The organism is Ruegeria sp. CDSC051 (assembly GCF_059610665.1).
In genome coordinates this window covers 187598-208060 of the sequence record NZ_JBXWOC010000003.1, presented here as the reverse complement: position 1 = coordinate 208060, position 20463 = coordinate 187598, and the positions used below count along the sequence as shown (strand labels likewise).

The following is a 20463-nucleotide window of genomic DNA, read 5'->3' as shown; positions in this document are numbered from 1 at the left end:
CCCAGCACTGCGCAGTGCACAAGGGTCTAAGTAACCGGATTGAAGGATCCCACCAATCAACCCGAAAACGCGAAAAGATCATCGGTCCCGACAAGTCACTCTGGCAGACTCAGAGATTTCTGGTTGCCCATGACCAGATCACCATCAGCTCCCGTCTCCCCGCTATCAACTTACTTCAGCTCTATACCACCATGCCCGATCAGATGCCTTCCAGTTTTGGATCAGCTATGCCCGCGAAATGTCCTCCTGACGACATAGGCGCCGACGTTCTTCAATCTTGCTCAAGCAAGTTGGCAATCCCAGAAGAGTTCTTAGGTATTGGGTGTTCCGTTCTAGTACCATTCATCCGGCATTCGCGCTTTGCGCTCTGACACGAAGTCTTCAAGCGCGGCATGTATGCCGGGTTTCATTTCAGGACGCTGGTAATCGTTCAACATTTGATGCCACCGCGCGGTGGCGCGTTGGTCTGACGTGAGAGCACCATTTTCAGACCAGGTCTCGAATGGCCCTGCATCAGAAATTTGTGGCTCATAATTTGCTGCCGCATAGTGGCGCAGCGTGTGTTTGGTCGACAGGAAATTTTCGCCTGGGCCCGTTTCAAAATAGGCATCACGGCCAAAGGCCTCTTCATCCGTTTCGAAGCCCTGCAACAGTTTCAGCATCGCGCCACAGTGGTCTAGATCCATGATGAATTTCTCGTAGGACATCACAAGCCCACCTTCGAGCCAGCCTGCCGCATGCCAGACCTGATGGGCTCCGGACAAAAGCGTGGACCACATGGCACCGGTGCTATCCTGCATCGCTTGCCCGTCTGGCGCGTTGGAGGCGGTGATCTGCCCACCGCCAGAGCGCACAGGTACGCCAAGCCTTCGTCCCAATTGTGTCAGCGCCATCGTGGTCATGTTCGCCTCGGGCGATCCAAAGGTCAGAGCGCCCGTGCGCAAGTTCATTGTGGAGTGGAACGAGCCGAACACCACCGGACAACCGGGGCGCACCAGTTGCGCAAGCCCAATGCCAACCATCGCTTCTGCCAGAGTTTGCGCCGCCACCGCCGCCGGCGAAAGCGGCCCCATGGCACCCGCGAAAATCGCAGGGGAGACGCAGACACATTGGCCTGCCTCCGCATAGATACGCAGAGCCGACGACATGGTATCATCATAAACCAGCGGCGAATTGACGTTGATATTTGCCTGCATCACCGCGTGGTGCTCCATGAAGTCCCGTCCAAAGACGAGGCGTGCCATCTCGATACTGTCACGCACGCGCTCGGGTGCCGTAACAGAGCCCATAAAGGGCTTGGTTGAGAGTGTCAGATGCGCCAGCATCATGTCCAAATGCCGTTTATTCACCGGCACATCTGTCGGCTCGACAACCGTGCCGCCGGAATGATGCAAGGCGGCCGCACTGTAGGCCAGTTTGACGAAATTGCGGAAATCCTTCAGCGTCGAATATCGTCGGCCCTTCACCAGATCGCTGACAAAGGGAGAGCCGTATCCCGGCATCAGCACAACGTTGTCACCGCCAAGTGTCACCGTTCTGACCGGGTCTCGGCCATGCAACTGAAATTCACTTGGGGCCGTAGCGCAAAGCGCACGGACGTGACCCGGTTCAAACCGCACACGTTCGCCATCGATGCGGGCACCCGTTTGGGCGAAGTGATCCAGTGCCGTTCGATCCCCCCGAAACTCGACGCCAATATTGCTTAGAATCCAGTCGGCTTGATCTTCGATCCGGGCCAATACCGTTTCACTTAGTAGATTGTATGCAGGTATCCTGCGACCCGTGAACGGTGTGCTCTCAGAAGGGGCAATACTACGGGCCAGGCGGCGCCTGCGCGCGCGGCCGCGGTGCCCCGCCGGTGTCGGTGTTTTTGCTTTTGCGTTCAACAAGTCCAACGTCATCTCATTGCTCCACGAGCTAGAGTGCGGTTGTCGACCTTAAAAACATGTTTGAAAATCGAAAAAAACTACTCTTAACGTTTAGAAAATTTGTACACTAAGAATATGAGTACCCGATTTTATCACCATGACTTACTCAGGCTATTTGCCGAGATTGCTCGTTATTCCAGCTTCTCGACGGCAGCATCGGCGCTCAACATGACAAAGGGCGCCATCAGCTATCAGATCAAAACGCTTGAAGCCGATCTTGGGATGATCCTGTTCGCGCGCACATCGCGTGGTGTCACACTCACTGGTGAAGGATTAAAACTGCTCGCGATCTGCCAGACCCGATACGAAGAAATCGAAGCTGAAATTCATGCATTAAAGGGGATTTCAACGCGTTCTCTAACCGTTGGGGTCTCGACCTATTTCGCTGCGCGCTGGCTGTCGCCACGCCTGATGTCATTCATGCAAAGCCACCCGGACGTGCAGATTCGCATTCAACCGATGATCGAGTTTTCAGAAGCTGAGATGCAGGATGTGGATCTTGCAATCAGGTGGGGTAACGGGAATTGGATCGGCGGCACCGTTACTCCGTTCATGCCCATGCCGCCCTATCCTGTGGGTGACCGGGCGGCAGCTGACCTAGTGATAGAGTTAGGAATGAAAGAGGCAATATCGCATCTTACGCTGCTGAGAGATCGTGATGACAGCAACGCCTGGTCTGATTGGCTGAACGTCGCAAAGCTTCCCCGACAATCAAGGAGAGATGCGCTAATCGTTCCTGACCCAAATGTCCGGGCGCAAGCAGTCATCGACGGACAGGGAATAGCTTTGATGGATGATCTGGTTCGGGACGATCTAAATGCTGAAAGACTGTTTCGGTTGTCGGAAACCGATCTGCCCGACTATGGGTATTTTTTGGTTCAACCGCATAGCTCCGCTCCAACCGGCGCAGTACAGTCCTTCTCGGATTGGATTCTGGGTCAATCGTAACATTCATTCCCCTTGAGTATCCTCAGAGCCGTTATTATACATCATATAAATAAATCACAGGGACCCAGAGGATGCCCACAGGACATATCATGATGGCAATGAGCCTAGACGGTTTTGTCGCAAGGCCAGATCACAGGCTGGACTGGTTGGAAAAGCAACCCACTGCCGACGAAGATCACGGGTTCGCCGCGTTTCAGAGTAGCGTCGACGTGATCGTGATGGGGTCCGGATCGTACCGGACAGTTCTGGGATTCGGGGAGTGGCCTTACAAGAAACCAGTGGTGGTTCTCAGTCGCTCAATGAAACCCTCAGGCATTCCAGATGAGTTGCGCGATAGAGTTGAAGTTTCAGACAAAACACCCACCGATTTGATGGAGGGCTTTAGCGCGCGTGGTTACAATCGAGTTTATGTGGATGGCGGTGCAATCATCCAATCCTTCCTCAAAGCCGGGCTGATTGAGGACATGCGGATTACCTTGGTTCCCATTCTGATTGGTGAAGGCATTCGGATCTTTGGTGAAACAGAAGGTGACGTTGATCTGGAATTGGTTTCGGTTAGCAGCTTTTCCTCCGGTCTGGTAGATCTCGATTACAGACTGAAAACCAGGTGACGAAAGCTTCTCCACCAGGGCGACCGTCAAAGGCTGCACAGCGCCTTTCGAAGCAAGTGATCCTGCAGGCCGCATTGCCGATCGCCCAAAGCAAAGGTGTTGATGCGCTATCGTTTCGCATACTTGCCGATCAGCTTGACGTCACTCCGATGGCCGTGACCTATCACGCAGGTAGCAAGAAGCAACTATTGTCCGATCTTGTGGAACTTGCCTTTGCAGGCGTCTTGGATGGAGTGAATGGTGGCAACCCGGTCAAACGCGCCCGCTGCATTATGGCGGCTTACTATGGTTGCGCTTTGAAGAACGCCAATCTACTCCGTGCAATCCTAGACGATGTAACGCTCATGAGCGCGGACCTCATGAACGTGGCCGAGGAATTAAAGGTCAGCACGGACCAACTCGAATACAGCGATGGCGGTGATGTTCTTGTTCACGTGCTGATCGACTATGCACATGGGTTTGTGCTCTCAGCCTCGAGCGGAGAAGACAATCCCCTGACAATAGACGATTTTCTGCGCGGGGTTGACTGGATTCTTGCTCAAGCGGCGGGCGACTTCGCGGCGACGTGATATGAAAACATGCCCATCAGAGGGTGTCCTCAAGCAATGAGCAGTTTGCGTCATTCAATTCTGACCCTGACGTCAAGTATTTCTGCCCCAAGGCTACTAACTTTCATCGAAGCTAAGGCTTATGTCTCAAATGAGTTCGGTTTGCCAAAGGACTGATATTAGGCGGTTGGCTGCTTTCGTGTTCTCGATTGCTTTCGGTTCGAGGAAGGTGCGTTATCGCTAACCACGGCTTAAATGCTTCATACGATGCCTCAGGCACCTAGCCTCACCGATGTATCCTCTATGGTGTTGCCTTCCGCCATTCGGCAGAAAGCTTGTCGCCAACCTTGAGCCATTTCTTTCATCTGAGACAACACCTCTGCATCTTCTGGCAGAATGCGACGAGTCAACCTTGCACGAGTGACGGCCAATACAGACCAATTGGGATTTAACCTTTCAACCAAGGTAATCCGATCACCGGAACCAACTTCGCCAGGTTCGAGCACACGATAGTACCATCCGGTTCGGCCCGTCTTCTGAAACTGGTAAGGCATTTCCTTGCGCCCCGTATGTAGCCCGAGTTTCCAGCACGGTTGCCGCCCCTGACTGATTTGAACAACCGCCGTACCCAGTGACAGGATGTCGCCAATGCAGAGGTTTTCCTCGGTCAGCCCCGTTGTTGAAATGTTCTCACCGAACGCCACTGGCAGTGTGCCGGGTGCCATTAGGCCCTCTGCTTGCCAAGCCGAATAGTGATCAAAAGCATAATGATGGATGGCTTTGTCTTCGCCTCCATGCTGGGTCAAATCTGCCTGTGCATCCTCGGAAAATCCGAGCGAAGTAATCAACTGCCGCCCGTCCACCCTGTCTTTTTGAATGGCCGATGGCGGTTTGCCTTCCCAACAATCTTTGACCGCTCCGACAAATATGCCGTCGATGTTCGCCGATAAATCAAAATGGTTCATCTGGCTTCCTCATGCTCGATACAGATCTTGTCTTTTTCACCGACGTCCAATGATACACCCAACAGTTTGCAGAAACCGTTTTCCGTCGTGGCATCATGGTATGTGCAGGATTTGCATTGGCCGAATGACCGACCTCCATTTGCGGCCAAAGCCAGACTGAGGCTTTGCATCAACCCCTGCTCAAGCATGGCTTGGTTTTCTACGGGTATATCTCCAATTGCCTGTGCAACAGGATTCGGTTGACGTACAATTTTGACCCCCTCCTTGGTCAGGTCATAAGAGATCGACCGTTGATCAAGCTCTTTGCGTTGCTCTTCTACATAGCCCTTGCGCGCCAAAGCCTTGAGCGTTTGTGACATCGTTCCACGGGTTGTTCCGATATACTCCGCAACTTGCGACGGCGAGCGCGAAAACATGTTCGCCTCTGCGAGGTATTCCAGCGCCATCCTCTGAGTCGGGTTCAAATCTCCCGCCCATCCTTCGGAAGCATCAATACGGGCCAAACGGTTGATTAGCGTGCGTATGCGGTGGTCTGTGTTCATAACACTTTTAGTAGCGAGTCGAAATTATAGTTGCAATGCATTTCTCACTATAGTAGCGACTCGATATTATTTGATTGGAGACACTCATGAAACTCTCAATGCTCACTTCCACTTTGGCGCTGGTCATCGGAGGCACGGCTCTTGCAGATGGGAACCATGCCATCCATCAAGATGGCGCCATCATATCTTCGCCGGACGCCAGTAAAGTCGCGGACTTTGACATTCTGGCAACGCATGCGCATCGCAATGGAAACACGGTCACTTTTCACATGACAACGAATGGAGCGGCTGGCGCCTCGGTTCCGGTGGCAACCGGAGAGGTCGGTGGATCAGACGTCTGGTCATATGTCTGGCCTACTTCTTTGGACCCTTCGGCCGTTGGGTTCGAAGGCGGCACAGGCATCCTTGCAATGGCCGCAACCAGTCATCCAGATTTTGATGACACACCGCTTTTTGACGAGAACGGCGACGGAGATCCGGCGAATGACGGTATCGAATGGCACAGCCACTGGGTTGTGTTGACCCCGACCGAAGCGTGCGGGCCCGACGCGCTTGCCGTACGGGACATCCCCGAAGGTTCCACGCCGAAGCTACCTGCAACATGGCCTGGGTTCCCGATCTTTCTGGACAGCCCAGGGTTTACACCGCTGTTTGATGGGCCCGAAATTGTGGTGAACGCAGGCTTTGCCAGCGACGTAGAACTGGATGGTGTCGCTTACGATGGTGTCACTTCTGCATTGCGAGTGAACGCTAACATCCATGCGCCCTTGCTGTGCGTCACAGATGTTTTCGACGTCGCATCCGGCGACCTGAGCCTGCCGGGGAAGCTTCACTGACATTCGACTACGCAGCCGCCGAACCCAAGACGGCTGCGTTTTATTGAGGGCAATGAAAATGCAAACACCAGAACTAGACGTTTCGGAATGGTTTAACACAGACACACCCCTAACCTTAGGCGGTCTAAGGGGACGGGTTGTTGTTATTGAGGCATTTCAAATGTTGTGCCCGGGATGCGTCCTGCATGGTATTCCCTTGGTGCAATCAATTCAAAAAACGTTTCCTGAAGAAAAGGTAGCCGTGATTGGCTTGCATACTGTGTTCGAGCATCACGACGCCATGACACCGGTGTCTCTGAAAGCCTTCCTGCATGAATATCGCATCACCTTCCCTGTCGGCGTGGACAGGCAGGGGGTGGGGCAATTGCCAAACACGATGTCCCGCTTTCGCATGCGCGGTACACCAAGCCTTGTCTTGTTGGATCAGTCGGGACGGATCGTTGTGCATCACCTTGGACAGGTCTCAGAACTGCAGTTGGGGTCTGAGATTGGCAGTCTTCTGACACGAGGGGCCGCATCGGTCACAAGCAATCCCGCCACCGTCAATCAAAACGAAGGCGCATCAGGTAGCTGCAATGTGTGAGCCGGCCAATGCGCCCGCGTATGGAAACCGTCTTTCCCCAAGGTCGTCGCCAAAAGGCTGTTTAGCCACACGCAGCGACGGAATACCCGATCACACCAAACGGTGCCCGCCGTCGAATACCCCGCAGTATCAGGCAAGCCCTCGAAGATCGGGGGCTTGCCAGTTGTCTTTACGCGGGGAACCCACTTTCATCGGTAAAACCAAGAGCCCTTGCTACACCGGCACCATATGCAGGATCTGCCTTGAGACAGTTCGATATGTGGCGGATCTGAATTTCTCTTTGTGCAGCCCCGATTGCGCTGGCAGTGTTTTCGAACAGTACTTCTTGCTGCTCTGGCGTCATCAAGCGGAACAAATCACCAGGCTGCGAGAAGTAGTCATCATCCTCGCGGTGGTTCCAATGATCCGCAGCACCTTCGATGGACAAAGGTGGTTCAGAGAAATCCGGTTGCTCGGACCATTCGCCATGCATGTTGGGCTCATAACCAATCCGAGATCCGGCATTGCCGTCGACCCTCATCGCGCCATCACGATGGTAGGAATGATACGGGCAACGAGGCGCATTCACAGGGATCTGGGAATGGTTGACACCCAACCGATACCGCTGAGTGTCACCATAAGAAAACAAACGTCCTTGCAACATCTTGTCCGGCGAAAAGCTGATACCAGGCACGATTGTAGAGGGGGCGAAGGCTGCTTGTTCAACCTCGGCAAAGTAGTTCTCAGGGTTCCGGTTCAATTCCAGCTCGCCAACCTCAATCAGCGGAAAATCCCCATGTGGCCAAACCTTGGTCAGATCAAACGGGTTGAGGTGATATGTACCCGCATCCTTCTCTGGCATGACTTGGACATAAAGCGTCCATTTAGGAAAATCACCGTTTTCAATGGCGTCAAAAAGATCTCGCTGATGGCTTTCACGGTCACCGGAGATGATCTGTGCTGCTTCCTCGTCGGTGAGGTTTTTTATCCCCTGTTGCGTTTTGAAATGGAATTTGACCCAGAACCGCTCGTTGTCCGAGTTGATAAAGCTGAACGTGTGGCTGCCAAAGCCGTGCATGTGTCTGTAGGTGGCCGGAATCCCCCGGTCAGACATAACAATCGTCACCTGAAGCAAGGCTTCGGGAAGGCTGGTCCAGAAATCCCAATTGCTATCCGCACTGCGCATGTTCGTCCGCGGATCGCGTTTGACGGCATGGTTGAGATCGGGAAATTTCAGCGGATCGCGAAGGAAGAACACAGGGGTGTTGTTGCCCACAAGATCCCAGTTGCCCTCTTCCGTATAAAACTTGATAGCGAAGCCGCGGATATCCCGTTCTGCATCCGCTGCGCCGCGTTCCCCTGCAACGGTCGAGAACCGCAGGAAGAGATCCGTCTTCTTGCCAACATCAGAGAACATTTTGGCACGCGTATACTGGGTGATGTCATGGGTCACTTTGAATGTACCGTAAGCGCCAGACCCTTTGGCATGCATCCGACGTTCGGGGATCACCTCGCGATCAAAGTGGGCCATCTTCTCGAGAAACCAAACATCTTGAAGCAGCGCAGGTCCACGCGGCCCCGCCGTCAGTGTGTGTTGGTTGTCAGGCACTGGCGCGCCAAATGCGGTGGTCAGCTTCGATTTACTGGTCATGTCAATCTCCTGAGTTGGTATTGGCAGGACAAAACCGAAAACCGCCAAATTACTCCAACTTATATAAATTATCCGATCGATAATCAGAGGTGATGCATGGTTAGAAGAACCTCAGTCGCCGGCCTTTCACTCAGAGATCTTGAGTACATTCAAAGCATTGCCGAAGAAGGCCATTTTGGCCGGGCGGCTGATATCTGTGGGGTTTCACAACCTGCAATCAGCCAACAGGTATCCAAGCTGGAGGCGCGCCTTGGCTTTTCGATATTCGAACGCCACGGACGGCATATTTCGTTGACGCAAAATGGCCAGATAGTTCTGCAAAAAGCAGAAATCCTTCTGACAGAAGCCCGTGAACTGCTGGAATTGTCGCTTAGCCTAAGTGACAATCTGGAGGGAGAGTTAAAATTTGGTGTACTTCCAACACTTGGGCCTTACTTGCTGCCGCTTATCCTCAAGTCTCTCAAAAATGCGTACCCCAATCTCCAGTTGTCATTGTTCGAAGAACCCACTCACGTTCTTGAAGAGATGCTCGTCAGGAGGACGCTGGACGCTGCACTGATTGCGACGGCCCCGAAACAGCCTGTACTGAGAGCGCTTCCGTTGTTTCACGAACCATTTGTTTTTGCCTGCCCCAAGGATCTGGACTTCAGACCCAATGAGAAAGTTCGCTGGTCCAAGGTTCTGTCCTCTCAGCTCGTTCTGCTTTCTCAAGAGCACTGCCTAAGGGATCAGACCGTAGCATTTTGCGATCGGATTGACCGACCTAGACAGAGGGTGGCGAGCAGCCTTGAAATGCTCCGGCAAATGGTCGCACTCGGAGAGGGTTGTGCGCTGTTTCCGGCATTGTCTGTGAGTGGCCCTGATCGTTTCGGCGGCTTGGCAACGACACATCCCATTGCTGATGGGATCTTTGGCCGTTCTATCAGACTCGCATGGCGCGACAGCGACCCGCGCGCAGGGTCGCTTGAACACTTCGGGACTTTCATTCAGACGCTTATGGCCGCTCCGGATATGACGCGATATTTGAACGGAAATGCCTAGAGCGAGACCAGCCAAGGTTGGGATAGGCTTTGCTGATGACGTGGGTGCCTCCTCCTGACGACATCGCAATGTGCTAATGTGATGTTTGTTTAAGCCATCAACAAAGCCACCCAAAGATCAAATTCGGCTGATGCCCTACATTGAGCCGCCTTCTGACGTCGAACGTTCATCACATTTCTAGTCCAACTGTGACGGTTGGGTCTGGTTCATTCAATTCTGACCCAAACATCAAGCATTTCTAACCCAGAACGAACAACGACACCTCATCGACGCTGCGATAAATGTCTCAAATGAGCCCATCCTGTCCCTTGCGCTTTCTCACAGCCAACTTGCAGTGGGAGAAATAGTCATTCATGCGGCGAGCAGCTATGCTGGCACTGGTTTTTCATAAGCACCCGGACTTTCCTGCCTTTCGGTTGGAAGGCAAAAAGTGTGCTCGACCACGGTTTTCCGTTGGAGCTCTTAAGGTGAAAATCCTGTGATTTAGTAACCCAATAATTGAGTGAGTTTTTTCCGATCAACTTTGGACCTGTGCCGTTTGTCCATAGGCATTTTTTTCACATGGGTCACATTGGCAACACCGAATTCCTGCGCCAGGCTATTCCAGTTTGAAAGCTGATCCGCGTCGCCTTCAATGCATAAAATCGGACGCCCATCGAAGCTCATGAGCGCGCTGTTCGCCACGCTCGGCCATTGCCGGGCAGCTACTTCGATTGCAAAAGGAAAGGTTTGACCAGCCGGGGTTGTCACATCGCTCCCCAGTCTGCCCCACAGCCACAATCGCCCCTGATCATCTAACCGACCCGCGTCGCCGGTTCGATGCCAAATCGTAGTACCGTCTTTGATTTTGTTTTCCTTGGAGTGTGCGAGATCAAGATAGCCATCATTTACATGATCGCCCGCCACCTGAACTTCATCGTCCTGAATTCGGAGTTTGATTTTCGAAACCGGATGCCCAACAAGAAGCCCCTTGCCCGCCGCCATTTCAAGTTGATCAACTTCGGTGATTTCCCGCGCATCAAGATGCGCAATCGGTTCAGCTTCGGTTGACCCATAGACACAGACCACGTCCAGACCGGAATTGGCGAGAAGCCTTTCAATCATGTCAGGGAATACCGGACCGCCGCCGGTGAAGACTGTGTGCAGCCGGCCCGTATCTTTACGCTGTGCAAGTTTTTCGCACAACGACGGAGGGATCAAAAGACGGGTCACTTGCTGCTTCGATATCCAGCCCGCAAACTGTTCGGAGGATAGTCGATCCAGATTGCTCATTCTCCAATTCGGCAGAACTGTCGTGCGCCCAGCCGCCAGGTTGATCAGGGTAAACACCGGAAACGCTACCAGATCCCGTTCAACTGCATCACTGTCCAGAAGCGGCGCAATGGCATCATGTTGTGCCATCAGAAACGCGTGGCTGCGGGGGATGGCCTTGGCCTGACCTGTAGTGCCGGATGTAAAGGAAATGAGCGCCGTGTCACCGTCTTGAACGGGCGCGACGCTCAGATCACCCCGGGCGGTACCTGGTAGCAAAAGGCGCAGCCTGAAGAGTTCCGGCACAACAAACCTGAGCAACGCAAAATAACCCGACGCGCAAAAAGCCTTGGGTCGGGTCGTTCTCGCTGCATGACGCAGCCCCGCGAGTCCCATCGTGGGTTCAGGCAAAACCACCGTTGCGCCCAACGACCACAAGGCCGCAAGACTAGCGTAGAGATTAGCGTTGACCGGCATCGCCAGAAGAACGCGGTCGCCACGCCCAATCCCCTTACGTCTCCACTTCCTAGCCATTTGCTGCGCGCGTATCTGCACATCACGAAAGGTGACCTCGCGACCGCTGCCTTCAACAATGGCCGTCCGGTCCGGGTGTCTATCAACCGCTACGGCAAATTGGTCCAACAAGTTAGTCATCCAGGCGCAGTCCTAACAGGTTGTACCGTCGAAATACGGTGGCCCCTTCAACAACACTGCGATCCGCTGATTGGTTGTCATCATGGATCAGCGCGTGGATAGCGGAATCAAAGCCTAGCTTCAGAGCAGACTTGTGGAAATGACTGGCCAAATGGCGACCCGCACCACGCTCAAGGCTTGCATAAGTTTTCAGGATCGCGGCTGTTGGGTTTGGGCCTTCAGCATAGTTCGGAATACCAAACAGAAAGCCCGCTAATGAGCTGTCCGGACGGCGGGCAAAAAAGATAAGCTCGCGCTTCAACATCGGAACAACAGGCATATACATTGCAAGAAAATCGCGCTCAGAAATAGGTCTATAAAAAGCGTTTCGGGAAAAAGCCTCGACAGATAGTTGATACACCTGCCGGAACAACTCCTCAGGGTTGGTTCCGTCCCAGGGTTCTACGTCGAACCCATCAACTGCAGCTAGAGACGAATTGGCCGTTTGCGCCAATGATACTCGCGCCGAGAAATACTTGCTGATGGCGGCAAATCCTGCCGCCCTAAACACATCGGGCTCATGTGATTTGTGCGTCGGCTCCATTAAAAAGGGTGCTGATCCATCACTGTCCGATACAAACCGATAACTGTGCCATGTATCACCGGACATAGGTCCAATAATCCGATCAACCCCGGCGTACCGGACCCGCCCAATAGCCGTTTGCAGTACCTCCAGACCGGCCTCTGGGGTCTCGCACGAGAAGTCGCCTATTGTTGCAGCTGGGGCACCATCCCAATCAGGGCCCTGCAGATAAACAGATAGTTTGGCGCCTTTGGTCTGAATGTTTTCTTTCGTCATGATACAACTCTAGCAACAATCCCGCCGTCAATAGACCCTGCTATGGACCAGATGTAATAGGCAAGCGGAGGTAACAGCGCCAAAAGCGTGAGCCTCGAAACGCGGTTCTTTTGGAGCAAATTCGGGAGCACCAAGGGCACAATCGCCATAAATGCGAGTGATACAAGTGAGAGCGCGGTCAAAGGCTCGGCCCAGTTTGATTGGTCAGAATTCAGGGAAACCGCCCAGGTACGGATTAGAAACAGAACAGCGGCAGCAAGCGGTATCGCAATAGGAATGGCACGCAGCGCCACAGCTGTGAGCCCCATGGCCAACCCCATTGCACTCAGTCCAAAAAAGGATATTGCATCCCATCCCGTTGCATTTCCCGCTGCAAGCCAGCCGAACCCTATTAGCCCCAAGGCGGCTACGATATCCAAATCGGGGAACTTACTGTCGCAAGGAGAAGCAGTACGCGCCCAGCCGTGTGCCGCGAGAACCATGATCGGCAGTACTGTGTTCTGCAGTTTCGCGGTCGCCAGCAGCAGAAAAATCGCAACAACATACACACGGGTCGTATGTTTGGTCAGGCCCAGCTTGGTTCCCACCACCCCAAAACTGGCAAGTGCGGCAAAGAACAAAATGGCCAGCAACGCCAGCTCTGCCAAGGAGCTGTAGTAGTGAACTTTCAAAAAAATCAGCAAGCCAAGCGGCAGGAACAAGTTGTCAAACCCCCGCCAGCTTTGTGCCTCGACCAATGTACCAAAGGCCGCAACCATAAGGCACAGCATCATGATGTTGGACGGTGGGAGTTTCGACGAAAACAAGAAGCAGATGATCGCAACCAATAGAGTTACGACAAAAAACACCACTGACCCTTCTAGGCTTTTTTCGCCATCTTCGACCACATAGCGTTTGGTCCCGTACGTGGTCCCGGCAAGCGCGGCTGCGGCATCAGCCAGTGTTAAAACGGCGATCGGAAGCACGTAATACAGGGTGTTTTCCCCGGCCAGCAACAAGCAAAGCCCAACGGATAGCGCCAACAGGAAATCGCCGTATGACGTGCGCTCGACGCTGTGTAGGGTTGCGCCCAGACCTTGTGAGAACCGGGGCAGGCGCAAGATCAGCATGACGATCAGCGTTACCCCGATTAGCATGTATATTGGCCAGCGTTCCGGAAAAATCCACGGCAGAACCAGTGTAAAGAGTCCGGTTCCAACATGCATCAGTTTACGTTGCACTTCTGCGCTCAAGCCGACCTTTTGCGCCAGCCATCGGACAACGGCCATCAATCCCAACAGGACCGCAACAGACGCCAAGGCCAGTAAAATCTGGGCCTGGATGCTCACGAAAGCACCTCTTCCACGACGAAATCCGAGTAGAAAAACGCCATGTCGCGTGACTTCAGTCGATCCTCAGTCGTGCGATGTGTTTCAACTACGCTCCTGTATCGCGCAGGCACGCGGCGCGGTGCCATCATGTTCCAATACACGAGACGTGCCTTGGGCGCGGCAGCTGACAGGATCGAGCCATAGACTTGCTCGAATACATCGGGCGACATGTATTCGAAAATGTCAGACAGGTTGAACCCGTCGGCTTTTTCACCGGTCGAGACAAAAGCCTCTAATGATCCCGGACGGATATCGAGACGATCCAGGCGGGTGCGGATCGTATCAAAATGCTCGGGCCGCCATGCCATCGGCAACGCGTCTCCATGCGTGCCTTTCAGAATCCAGTGCAAATAGGGATTCTGTGACGGGTCGGTATCAACGCCCGCGTGGCGAATGCGACGAGCCACATGCTGGGCGGGGCTGCCCTCTACGTGATCGAAAAACGCCTTATCGCGGCCCATGCGCCCCATCACAAAACGGGAAAAGAACACATTCAACAACAGCCGCCATCTGAAGGTGTCAAAGCGCGTATCGAAAAAAACCTCGCGCGCCTCAGGTGACCGGGGCGTAAAAACGTCATCAATCGTACGTCGTGAATGCACAAACGGCAAAAGCCGGGTGCGGAAGATGCGAAAATACCGCTCGAACTTGCCAACCCCGCCTGCCCCGTAACGTTCCACGTCAGGGACAAAACCACTCCAGAAGGTTCGGGTTTCAGGGTCGGTATCCTGCAAAGCTCGCTCCAGCAGGGCTGCTCTCCTCTTGCTGGGCTGCGATCCCGTCAGCTCCAGAAACTCGGGATGTGTCAGGGTCTGGAAAGCGCCAATTCGTAGCTTTAGGCAGGCGATTTGTGCTGGCGACAAATCGACAACCACAACTTTCGCTGGATCGAGTATCAACATAGCCAGCGCATTATCCCCGGCCGAGCAGATGGATACCAGCGTTCCCCCCGCACAATCGCCCAGCGCGTCGGTCAAAACGTCTGCATCTTCCCACAGCTGTGCATAGCGGATGTGATCAAAATCAGCCTTGCCTTCGATTTCACTATGCCCCATCGCACCGTTCCACCTTGCCACTAGCCCCGTCGACCGACAGGGTTTCACCATCCTTGATCCAATGAGTGGCCCCTTTCAGACCGACCACACATGGGATTCCCAACTCTCGCGCCACTATTGCGGAATGCGACAAAAGTGACCCCCGTTCCACAACAATGGCCGAGGCGTTCGAAAATACTGCGATCCAGCCCGGATCGGTGTGACGCGCCACGAGGATGTCACCAGGTTGCAGCGCCTCAGTCCGCGGGTCACGGATCACACGGGCCTTTGCGATAACTTGTCCAGCTGAACAGCCGGTACCGGATTTTATCCGCTCCGGATCACTGTCTACCTCTTCTATTTCCGCCCAAATCGGAGCAATGGCGGGACCTCGAATTTCTATACGTTCTGGCGGATCCGGACGCTGGGACGCAGCGGATTCTTCGCGCTGACGCTGCGCGACTATGGTTTTCAGATCAGGCGATAGGCTGAACCCTTCGACGGCTCCCAAGACTTCATACGTCGTCAGATGAAATACGTCGCGGGGTTCCGCAAGCAGCCCCCTTGCCGAAAACTCTCGACCAATTCCCAGAAAAACACGTCTGGCATGGCCAAAAATACGGGTGCGTTCAAAGCGCAGGTTTTCACGGTCACGTACGCGGCCCTTGGCCCAGCCTACGAACCATTTGGATAGGTAGCGTTTCAGCGGATTGCCGGGAAACAGGGTTTTCCAATCCGGCTCGGTGCCGATGTGTCGCTTACCCTCGGGACGGGCGGCACTGGCTGCGACGGCCATCAACAGGCTGGTGGGATCATCGCGCAGCGGAATGCTCTCCAGCTTCAACTCCTCAGTGCATCGATCCCCGAATTTATCGAGATAAGATCTAACCTCGGCTTCGATCTCAGGGTAAGGAGCAAGGGTTTCCAACCGGCATTCCGCGCCTAGCTGATCAGCAATCCCGACCTCGCGGACCAAGCCGGCCATGCGGGCAATACGCTGCGCCGGTTCGGCTGAGACGATATCACCCTGACCAATCATGACGTCGTTATGCAGCAACAGCCCGTCTTCACCCAACCACTTGAGCAGCAAGTTGCGCGATGCCCCAAACGCGATCATGCAAAGGAAATCATTGATAAGCGGCGCATCCCAGCGATCTAGAAGAGTGCTTTCGATCTGACGATACTCGGCGGCCAGTTCGGTCGCATTCGCAGCTTCTATGTCCAGACCACGGTCCAGAACATCGTTCAGCCTGACATAGAATTTACGCCGCGTGCGCGGCAAACGCACGGCCTGCCAGATCAGACTGCCCGCTACCGTCGCTAGTTTGGCGTATTCCAGTATCTTGCGCACACCTCTGGCAGGAGCAGGTCCAATGCCATCTGTAATCTCGCGGGGCATGGGTTCGGACACACCCATCATCGTTTCCATGTAATCGCGATTCAGCGAGAACCCCGGCAGCAACGCCAGCGCCCGATACCAGTTGACCAGATTGTAGTAGACACGCCCATCAATACGCCCAAGAAAATTGTCGAATATGGCTGAGTTCTGCGCGACGGTTTTATTCGAAACGCCCAGAAGCCGCACAAAAGCGCGATAAACCCGTGAGTAGACGTGCAGTGCAAAAGAATAGGTCAGTGGACTGACCATGCCCGGATAGCTTTCGACGATGTTCGAATTGTCAAAAATGGTAAGTACATCATCCGGCACCGCCAATGGTCGCAGCTCGGTCGTAATCGGCCGAGCCTGAAGAATGTGCAGCCCATCCGCATCGAACGCCCATTCAATGTCTTGCGGAACGCCAAAAGCCTCTTCCGCTTTGCGCGCCAGCATCGCGACCTGCAGCACCTGATCCGGTGTCAAAACCTGAGGCGTGGTTTGCGCGCACTCGGGCTGTTTGGCTTGATCAATAATCCAATCCTCACCATCAACCTCACCTGCTACCAGCGCATCGCCTAAACCTTTGATGGCAGACACGACAACGGTGTTTCGCTGCCCTGTCACTGGATCGGCCGAAAAAGCAACACCCGCGGTCGTCGCCTCAATCATGCGCTGTACGATTATCGCGGGCGCTTCTGCCTCGCCCCCGGATTTGACCGAGCGATAAGTGGCGATTGTATCCGCAAACCCCGATTGCCAAACCTGTTTTGCCGCCTGTATGACCTTGCTACCGGTGACATTCAAAACCGTATCAAACTGACCTGCATGGCTGTGTTCTACACCATCTTCGGCCCGACCGGAACTACGCACTGCATAATACCCCGGACCCAACGCATCCAGTGCAGCGCCAAGCGCCTTACTCAACCCACGTGCTGCGACAGGCCCTGTCTTACCTGCACGGAATGCGGCATCGGTGATAACAAAAAACGCAGGTGGATTGAATCCGCGACGAGCGAGGTTTGATAGCGCAGCGGCTTTTCCTCCGACCACTGTTGGGTCAGTCGCATCGGATTGATTGATGATAAGGGTCATCTAAAGCCTCCGATCAGGAACGGCAGAAAGCCCGCAGTGGCATAGCAGAAAAATACCCATAGTCCCGCGATTGCGTCCATCCTGTCCTGTGCCTTGGGTGTTGGAGCTTTCGCATAGCTGCGTGCCGCAAGACCACAAGGCACGAAAGCAGCGGCCCCGACCAATACGGTTAACCAACCAGCTCCAGACGCAAACCCCGTGCCAACCAGAAACACGAATGACAGCACAACGCAGCACAGCCAAATGATAGCGGCGCGGCGATACCCCCAAAGACCGGAATAGGTGTCCACCCCGACAATTTCGTTTTCGGGCGACCATAGCTTGCGACCGATCTCAAGAACGCAGCCATTCACGAAAGACAACGCCAGAAATAACCACAGCTTTGATGCGGCCCCTCCGGCCGGAAGCCATTCGATGCTGGTCAGCAGCAAGTCGATCAGCGGCATGATCGCCATATGACTGACGAGATAAAGAACTGGGCGCGCCTTTAACCAGGTTGGCACCCCGAACTCGGCCGTCATTGCCGCCAGCCATACCCAAACCAAAAAAAGGCACCACAGAACCGGGAGGTACCAAAACCATGCAGCGGCGGCGGCCATGGGTAGAGTCAGCAAGCCAAGGACAAGCACCTCAGCCGGGGACACCAGCCCTCGGGGTATCGGTCGCTCGGGCCGGTAGCGGCGGTCGTCCTCGGCATCCTTGAATTCGTCGCAAACGCGCATCTGGAAAAACAGCGCCATCGCCAGTACGAACCCCACCACAAAGGCAGACCACTCGGGCAATGGTCGATCAGCAAGCCGGGCCGATACGCAGATACTTGCTGCTGAAAACACCAGCAAAAGCGGTACAGTTTTCTTCAGTGGGAAGCGTTCGGATTGATATATCCACAGTCGAGCCAGCAGAGTCATCTTTGGCGGGCCAAACTTTCATGGGCTCGCGTGAAATGCCCCGCAGCGATTGCAGCGACAATCGATATTTCTCCGCACAGGCATATGGCGGCAGCCACTTCGGCCAGCGCCGTGCCGTGGCCGGCGCCTTTCAATCCCAGAATGTTCAGTGCCGCAGTCTGGCTGGGCAAACCGGTACCACCGCCCACGGAGCCGACAAGGATGTTCGGGAGCGTCACGGAGCAGAAAAGATCATCCCCTCTGGGCTCCATCCGCGTCACCCCCATCGCGCTTTCAGCGACACAAGCCGCGTCCTGCCCAGTTGCTATGTAAAAGGCAGCAAGCCCATTGGCATAATGGGCCTGAGCTCCAAGCTGACCCGACAGATGTGACCCAAGATTGGCGACCCGACCATAAGCCAGCATGGCATCCACGGTGGTGCCAAGCGTCTTTTCCACGACGTCCGCAGGCAAGGTTACCGACGCGCTAACCTTTCGGCCACGACCCGTTACCAATCCAAGCGCCGAGGCTTTTTTGTCGCCTGAAAAATTTCCCTCAATATACCAGTTCTCAATTGGAACTGGACAGTCTTTGGTGATGGTGCAACACAGAGCATCCGTTGCAATGGTTACCATGTTCTGACCGGCCGCATCACCTGTGGTGTAGCGGCAAATCAGAAAGACGATATTTGTGTCTATGAAAGGCTCCAGCGAGACAAGTTTACCATGCCCGGTTGTGGCATCAGCCGCCGCCTGGAGTTCATCGACATTGCTGACCACCCAATCCACGAACTGACCGGCCTGCAAAAGGCTTTCGAACACAAAGGCCGGCGTACGCAAAACACCTTCATACAAAACAGCTGTGCTGACCCCACCAGACCGGCCAGCTGCAAAGGCCCCCCGCGCATAAGAGGCAACAAGCGCGGCCTCAGTCGTCGCCAGAGGCACATAAAAATCCCCGTTGGCGTTCATACCGTTCATGCGCAAAGGCCCGACGATGCCAACTGGCACTTTCACAGTTCCAATGAAGTTTTCAATATTGGCGCTGTAGGTTTCAGATGCCTCGACTGTTGCAGGATCCGCAATCAATGCCTGATCTGCGCCGCTTGCCTTGGGCTTTAGATGATCCCAGAACCGCGCAACAGTCTTACGGTCAGCCTTGCGAGAGGGGCGTAAAGGCGAAAACACTTCGTCGCTTGGGGCCATCTGCTGTGGCGTGCGTTCAACATCATATCGCATTTTGATGCGCCGCAGCATCTCCCGCACATGAAATGGAATGATCAAATGGCAGCTCCAATAAACGCTGTGCAAACGGCTGCAGATTGAATTCTGCGCCGGCTGCACCCTAACAAGAAAGTATGCGATTTCCAGCGAATACATCCAGTTGGAGATTGTGAGTGATCCTACCTTTTTGAGTTGCTCGGCCCCAGACACAGGCCCGGCATTTGCTTATCGGTCTTTGGAGACGGGGATATTGACAGGTTGTGTCACGCTCATGATCACGCCCTCACTAGACAGGATGTCTGGTTGACGCGGGCGTCGCGATACCCTTGACCGTGGGCTTCGACGCCGCTCGCCAATAGCCGTAGCCCATGATCCCGGCACCGGCGAATGCGTTGCCCAAGGTGACATACGTCAAATTGTGGGCGGCTCCGGCCAGAGTGATGCTGTCGGGATGATCAGAGAGCAGCGCCAGTGAAAATACGGTCATGTTCGCAACGCTGTGTTCAAACCCGGCAGCGATAAATGCATACAGGCACCAGAAGATGACGATGCATTTGGTAACATCGTCTTTTGCGCGCGCCGAACACCACAAGGCGAGACAAACCAGCCAATTGCACAGGATCGCTTTGGCGAACAGCTCCAACTCAGTGCCGTGCATCTTCTTGGCGGCTACCTTGTAAAGCAAAGCGTCTTCTCCTGCTCCCAGGATAAGTCCGCCACCGCCTACGACGAACAGCAACGTCAACAATATGGCCCCGATCAGATTTCCTGCCCAACTGACAAACCAACAGCGCAGCACATCCGACCACGCAATACTTTTGGCAAGCAATCCGTGCGTCATGTACATGGTGTGACCGGTGAACAGCTCGGCCCCTGCAAAGACCACAAGGGTCAAGGCGATACCGAAGCTAGCCCCCATGACGATGGGACGGATGGATGGATCCGCGCCCTGCCCCACGGAAAAGATCAGCAGGATGCCCGCCCCAACAAACGCGCCTGCCTTTACTGCGAGGATCAGAAAGGCGATTGGATCTGCTCGCAGGTTGACGCTTTTCTTTTGCGCCAGTTCTGCAAACCCAATGACTGTGTCAGCATAGGTCATTT

The 20463-nt window shown here is 54.3% G+C and carries 18 protein-coding genes; 6 read left to right on the top strand and 12 right to left on the bottom strand.

What is annotated here, in order from left to right; all coding sequences use genetic code 11:
- Window positions 1-332: 332 nt before the first annotated feature.
- Entirely contained in the window at window positions 333-1901 is a 1569-nt protein-coding gene (locus AC2FH0_RS09230; protein WP_496789152.1) for a trimethylamine methyltransferase family protein, read from the bottom strand.
- Between the two features lie 102 nt (window positions 1902-2003).
- Here AC2FH0_RS09230 and AC2FH0_RS09225 point away from each other — a divergent pair, with 102 nt between their 5' ends.
- The 3 genes from AC2FH0_RS09225 (at window position 2004) to AC2FH0_RS09215 (ending at window position 4056) form a co-directional block, all read left to right on the top strand.
- Entirely contained in the window at window positions 2004-2876 is an 873-nt protein-coding gene (locus tag AC2FH0_RS09225; RefSeq protein WP_496789151.1) for a LysR substrate-binding domain-containing protein, read from the top strand.
- Between the two features lie 92 nt (window positions 2877-2968).
- Window positions 2969-3487, top strand: coding sequence for a dihydrofolate reductase family protein (locus tag AC2FH0_RS09220; RefSeq protein WP_496692047.1), 519 nt, complete (start codon window positions 2969-2971; stop codon window positions 3485-3487).
- Window positions 3484-4056, top strand: coding sequence for a TetR/AcrR family transcriptional regulator (locus AC2FH0_RS09215; RefSeq protein ID WP_496789149.1), 573 nt, complete (start codon window positions 3484-3486; stop codon window positions 4054-4056). The genes AC2FH0_RS09220 and AC2FH0_RS09215 overlap by 4 nt, the downstream gene beginning before the upstream one ends.
- Before the next feature lie 251 nt (window positions 4057-4307).
- On the opposite strand, the gene AC2FH0_RS09210 is transcribed toward AC2FH0_RS09215, so the two are convergent.
- Both AC2FH0_RS09210 and AC2FH0_RS09205 read right to left on the bottom strand, forming a co-directional pair.
- Window positions 4308-5000, bottom strand: coding sequence for an MOSC domain-containing protein (locus tag AC2FH0_RS09210; RefSeq protein WP_496692045.1), 693 nt, complete (start codon window positions 4998-5000; stop codon window positions 4308-4310).
- Window positions 4997-5542 carry a MarR family winged helix-turn-helix transcriptional regulator gene (locus AC2FH0_RS09205; RefSeq protein WP_496692044.1) on the bottom strand — a complete coding sequence of 182 codons (546 nt, stop codon included), beginning with the start codon at window positions 5540-5542 and terminating at the stop codon, window positions 4997-4999. The genes AC2FH0_RS09210 and AC2FH0_RS09205 overlap by 4 nt, the downstream gene beginning before the upstream one ends.
- Window positions 5543-5628: 86 nt before the next feature.
- On the opposite strand from AC2FH0_RS09205, the gene AC2FH0_RS09200 reads away from it, so the two are divergent.
- Complete coding sequence (locus AC2FH0_RS09200; protein ID WP_496692043.1) at window positions 5629-6378, top strand: hypothetical protein; 750 nt, start codon at window positions 5629-5631, stop codon at window positions 6376-6378.
- A gap of 280 nt (window positions 6379-6658) precedes the next feature.
- Window positions 6659-6961 (top strand): TlpA family protein disulfide reductase, encoded by a 303-nt coding sequence (locus tag AC2FH0_RS09195; RefSeq protein WP_496749327.1) that lies wholly within the window; start codon window positions 6659-6661, stop codon window positions 6959-6961.
- Window positions 6962-7130: 169 nt separating this feature from the next.
- Here AC2FH0_RS09195 and AC2FH0_RS09190 read toward each other — a convergent pair whose 3' ends face one another.
- Window positions 7131-8591 carry a catalase gene (locus tag AC2FH0_RS09190; protein WP_496789148.1) on the bottom strand — a complete coding sequence of 487 codons (1461 nt, stop codon included), beginning with the start codon at window positions 8589-8591 and terminating at the stop codon, window positions 7131-7133.
- A gap of 96 nt (window positions 8592-8687) precedes the next feature.
- On the opposite strand from AC2FH0_RS09190, the gene AC2FH0_RS09185 reads away from it, so the two are divergent.
- Window positions 8688-9632 (top strand): hydrogen peroxide-inducible genes activator, encoded by a 945-nt coding sequence (locus tag AC2FH0_RS09185; protein ID WP_496692040.1) that lies wholly within the window; start codon window positions 8688-8690, stop codon window positions 9630-9632.
- A gap of 483 nt (window positions 9633-10115) precedes the next feature.
- Here AC2FH0_RS09185 and AC2FH0_RS09180 read toward each other — a convergent pair whose 3' ends face one another.
- From AC2FH0_RS09180 to AC2FH0_RS09145, 8 genes are all read right to left on the bottom strand, one after another.
- Complete coding sequence (locus AC2FH0_RS09180) at window positions 10116-11537, bottom strand: AMP-binding protein (protein ID WP_496789146.1); 1422 nt, start codon at window positions 11535-11537, stop codon at window positions 10116-10118.
- Window positions 11530-12375, bottom strand: coding sequence for a hypothetical protein (locus AC2FH0_RS09175; protein ID WP_496789145.1), 846 nt, complete (start codon window positions 12373-12375; stop codon window positions 11530-11532). Before AC2FH0_RS09175 ends, AC2FH0_RS09180 begins: the two co-directional genes overlap by 8 nt.
- Window positions 12372-13703 carry a hypothetical protein gene (locus tag AC2FH0_RS09170; protein ID WP_496789143.1) on the bottom strand — a complete coding sequence of 444 codons (1332 nt, stop codon included), beginning with the start codon at window positions 13701-13703 and terminating at the stop codon, window positions 12372-12374. Before AC2FH0_RS09170 ends, AC2FH0_RS09175 begins: the two co-directional genes overlap by 4 nt.
- Entirely contained in the window at window positions 13700-14800 is a 1101-nt protein-coding gene (locus AC2FH0_RS09165) for a BtaA family protein (protein WP_496702354.1), read from the bottom strand. The genes AC2FH0_RS09170 and AC2FH0_RS09165 overlap by 4 nt, the downstream gene beginning before the upstream one ends.
- On the bottom strand, window positions 14790-17249 hold the full coding sequence (locus AC2FH0_RS09160; protein ID WP_496789141.1) for a PEP/pyruvate-binding domain-containing protein: 2460 nt from the start codon (window positions 17247-17249) through the stop codon (window positions 14790-14792). Before AC2FH0_RS09160 ends, AC2FH0_RS09165 begins: the two co-directional genes overlap by 11 nt.
- Complete coding sequence (locus tag AC2FH0_RS09155; protein ID WP_496705615.1) at window positions 17246-18157, bottom strand: UbiA family prenyltransferase; 912 nt, start codon at window positions 18155-18157, stop codon at window positions 17246-17248. Before AC2FH0_RS09155 ends, AC2FH0_RS09160 begins: the two co-directional genes overlap by 4 nt.
- Window positions 18154-19374, bottom strand: coding sequence for a hydroxymethylglutaryl-CoA reductase (locus tag AC2FH0_RS09150; RefSeq protein ID WP_496692033.1), 1221 nt, complete (start codon window positions 19372-19374; stop codon window positions 18154-18156). Before AC2FH0_RS09150 ends, AC2FH0_RS09155 begins: the two co-directional genes overlap by 4 nt.
- Window positions 19375-19645: 271 nt before the next feature.
- Window positions 19646-20461, bottom strand: coding sequence for a formate/nitrite transporter family protein (locus AC2FH0_RS09145; protein WP_496789140.1), 816 nt, complete (start codon window positions 20459-20461; stop codon window positions 19646-19648).
- Window positions 20462-20463 lie beyond the last annotated feature (2 nt).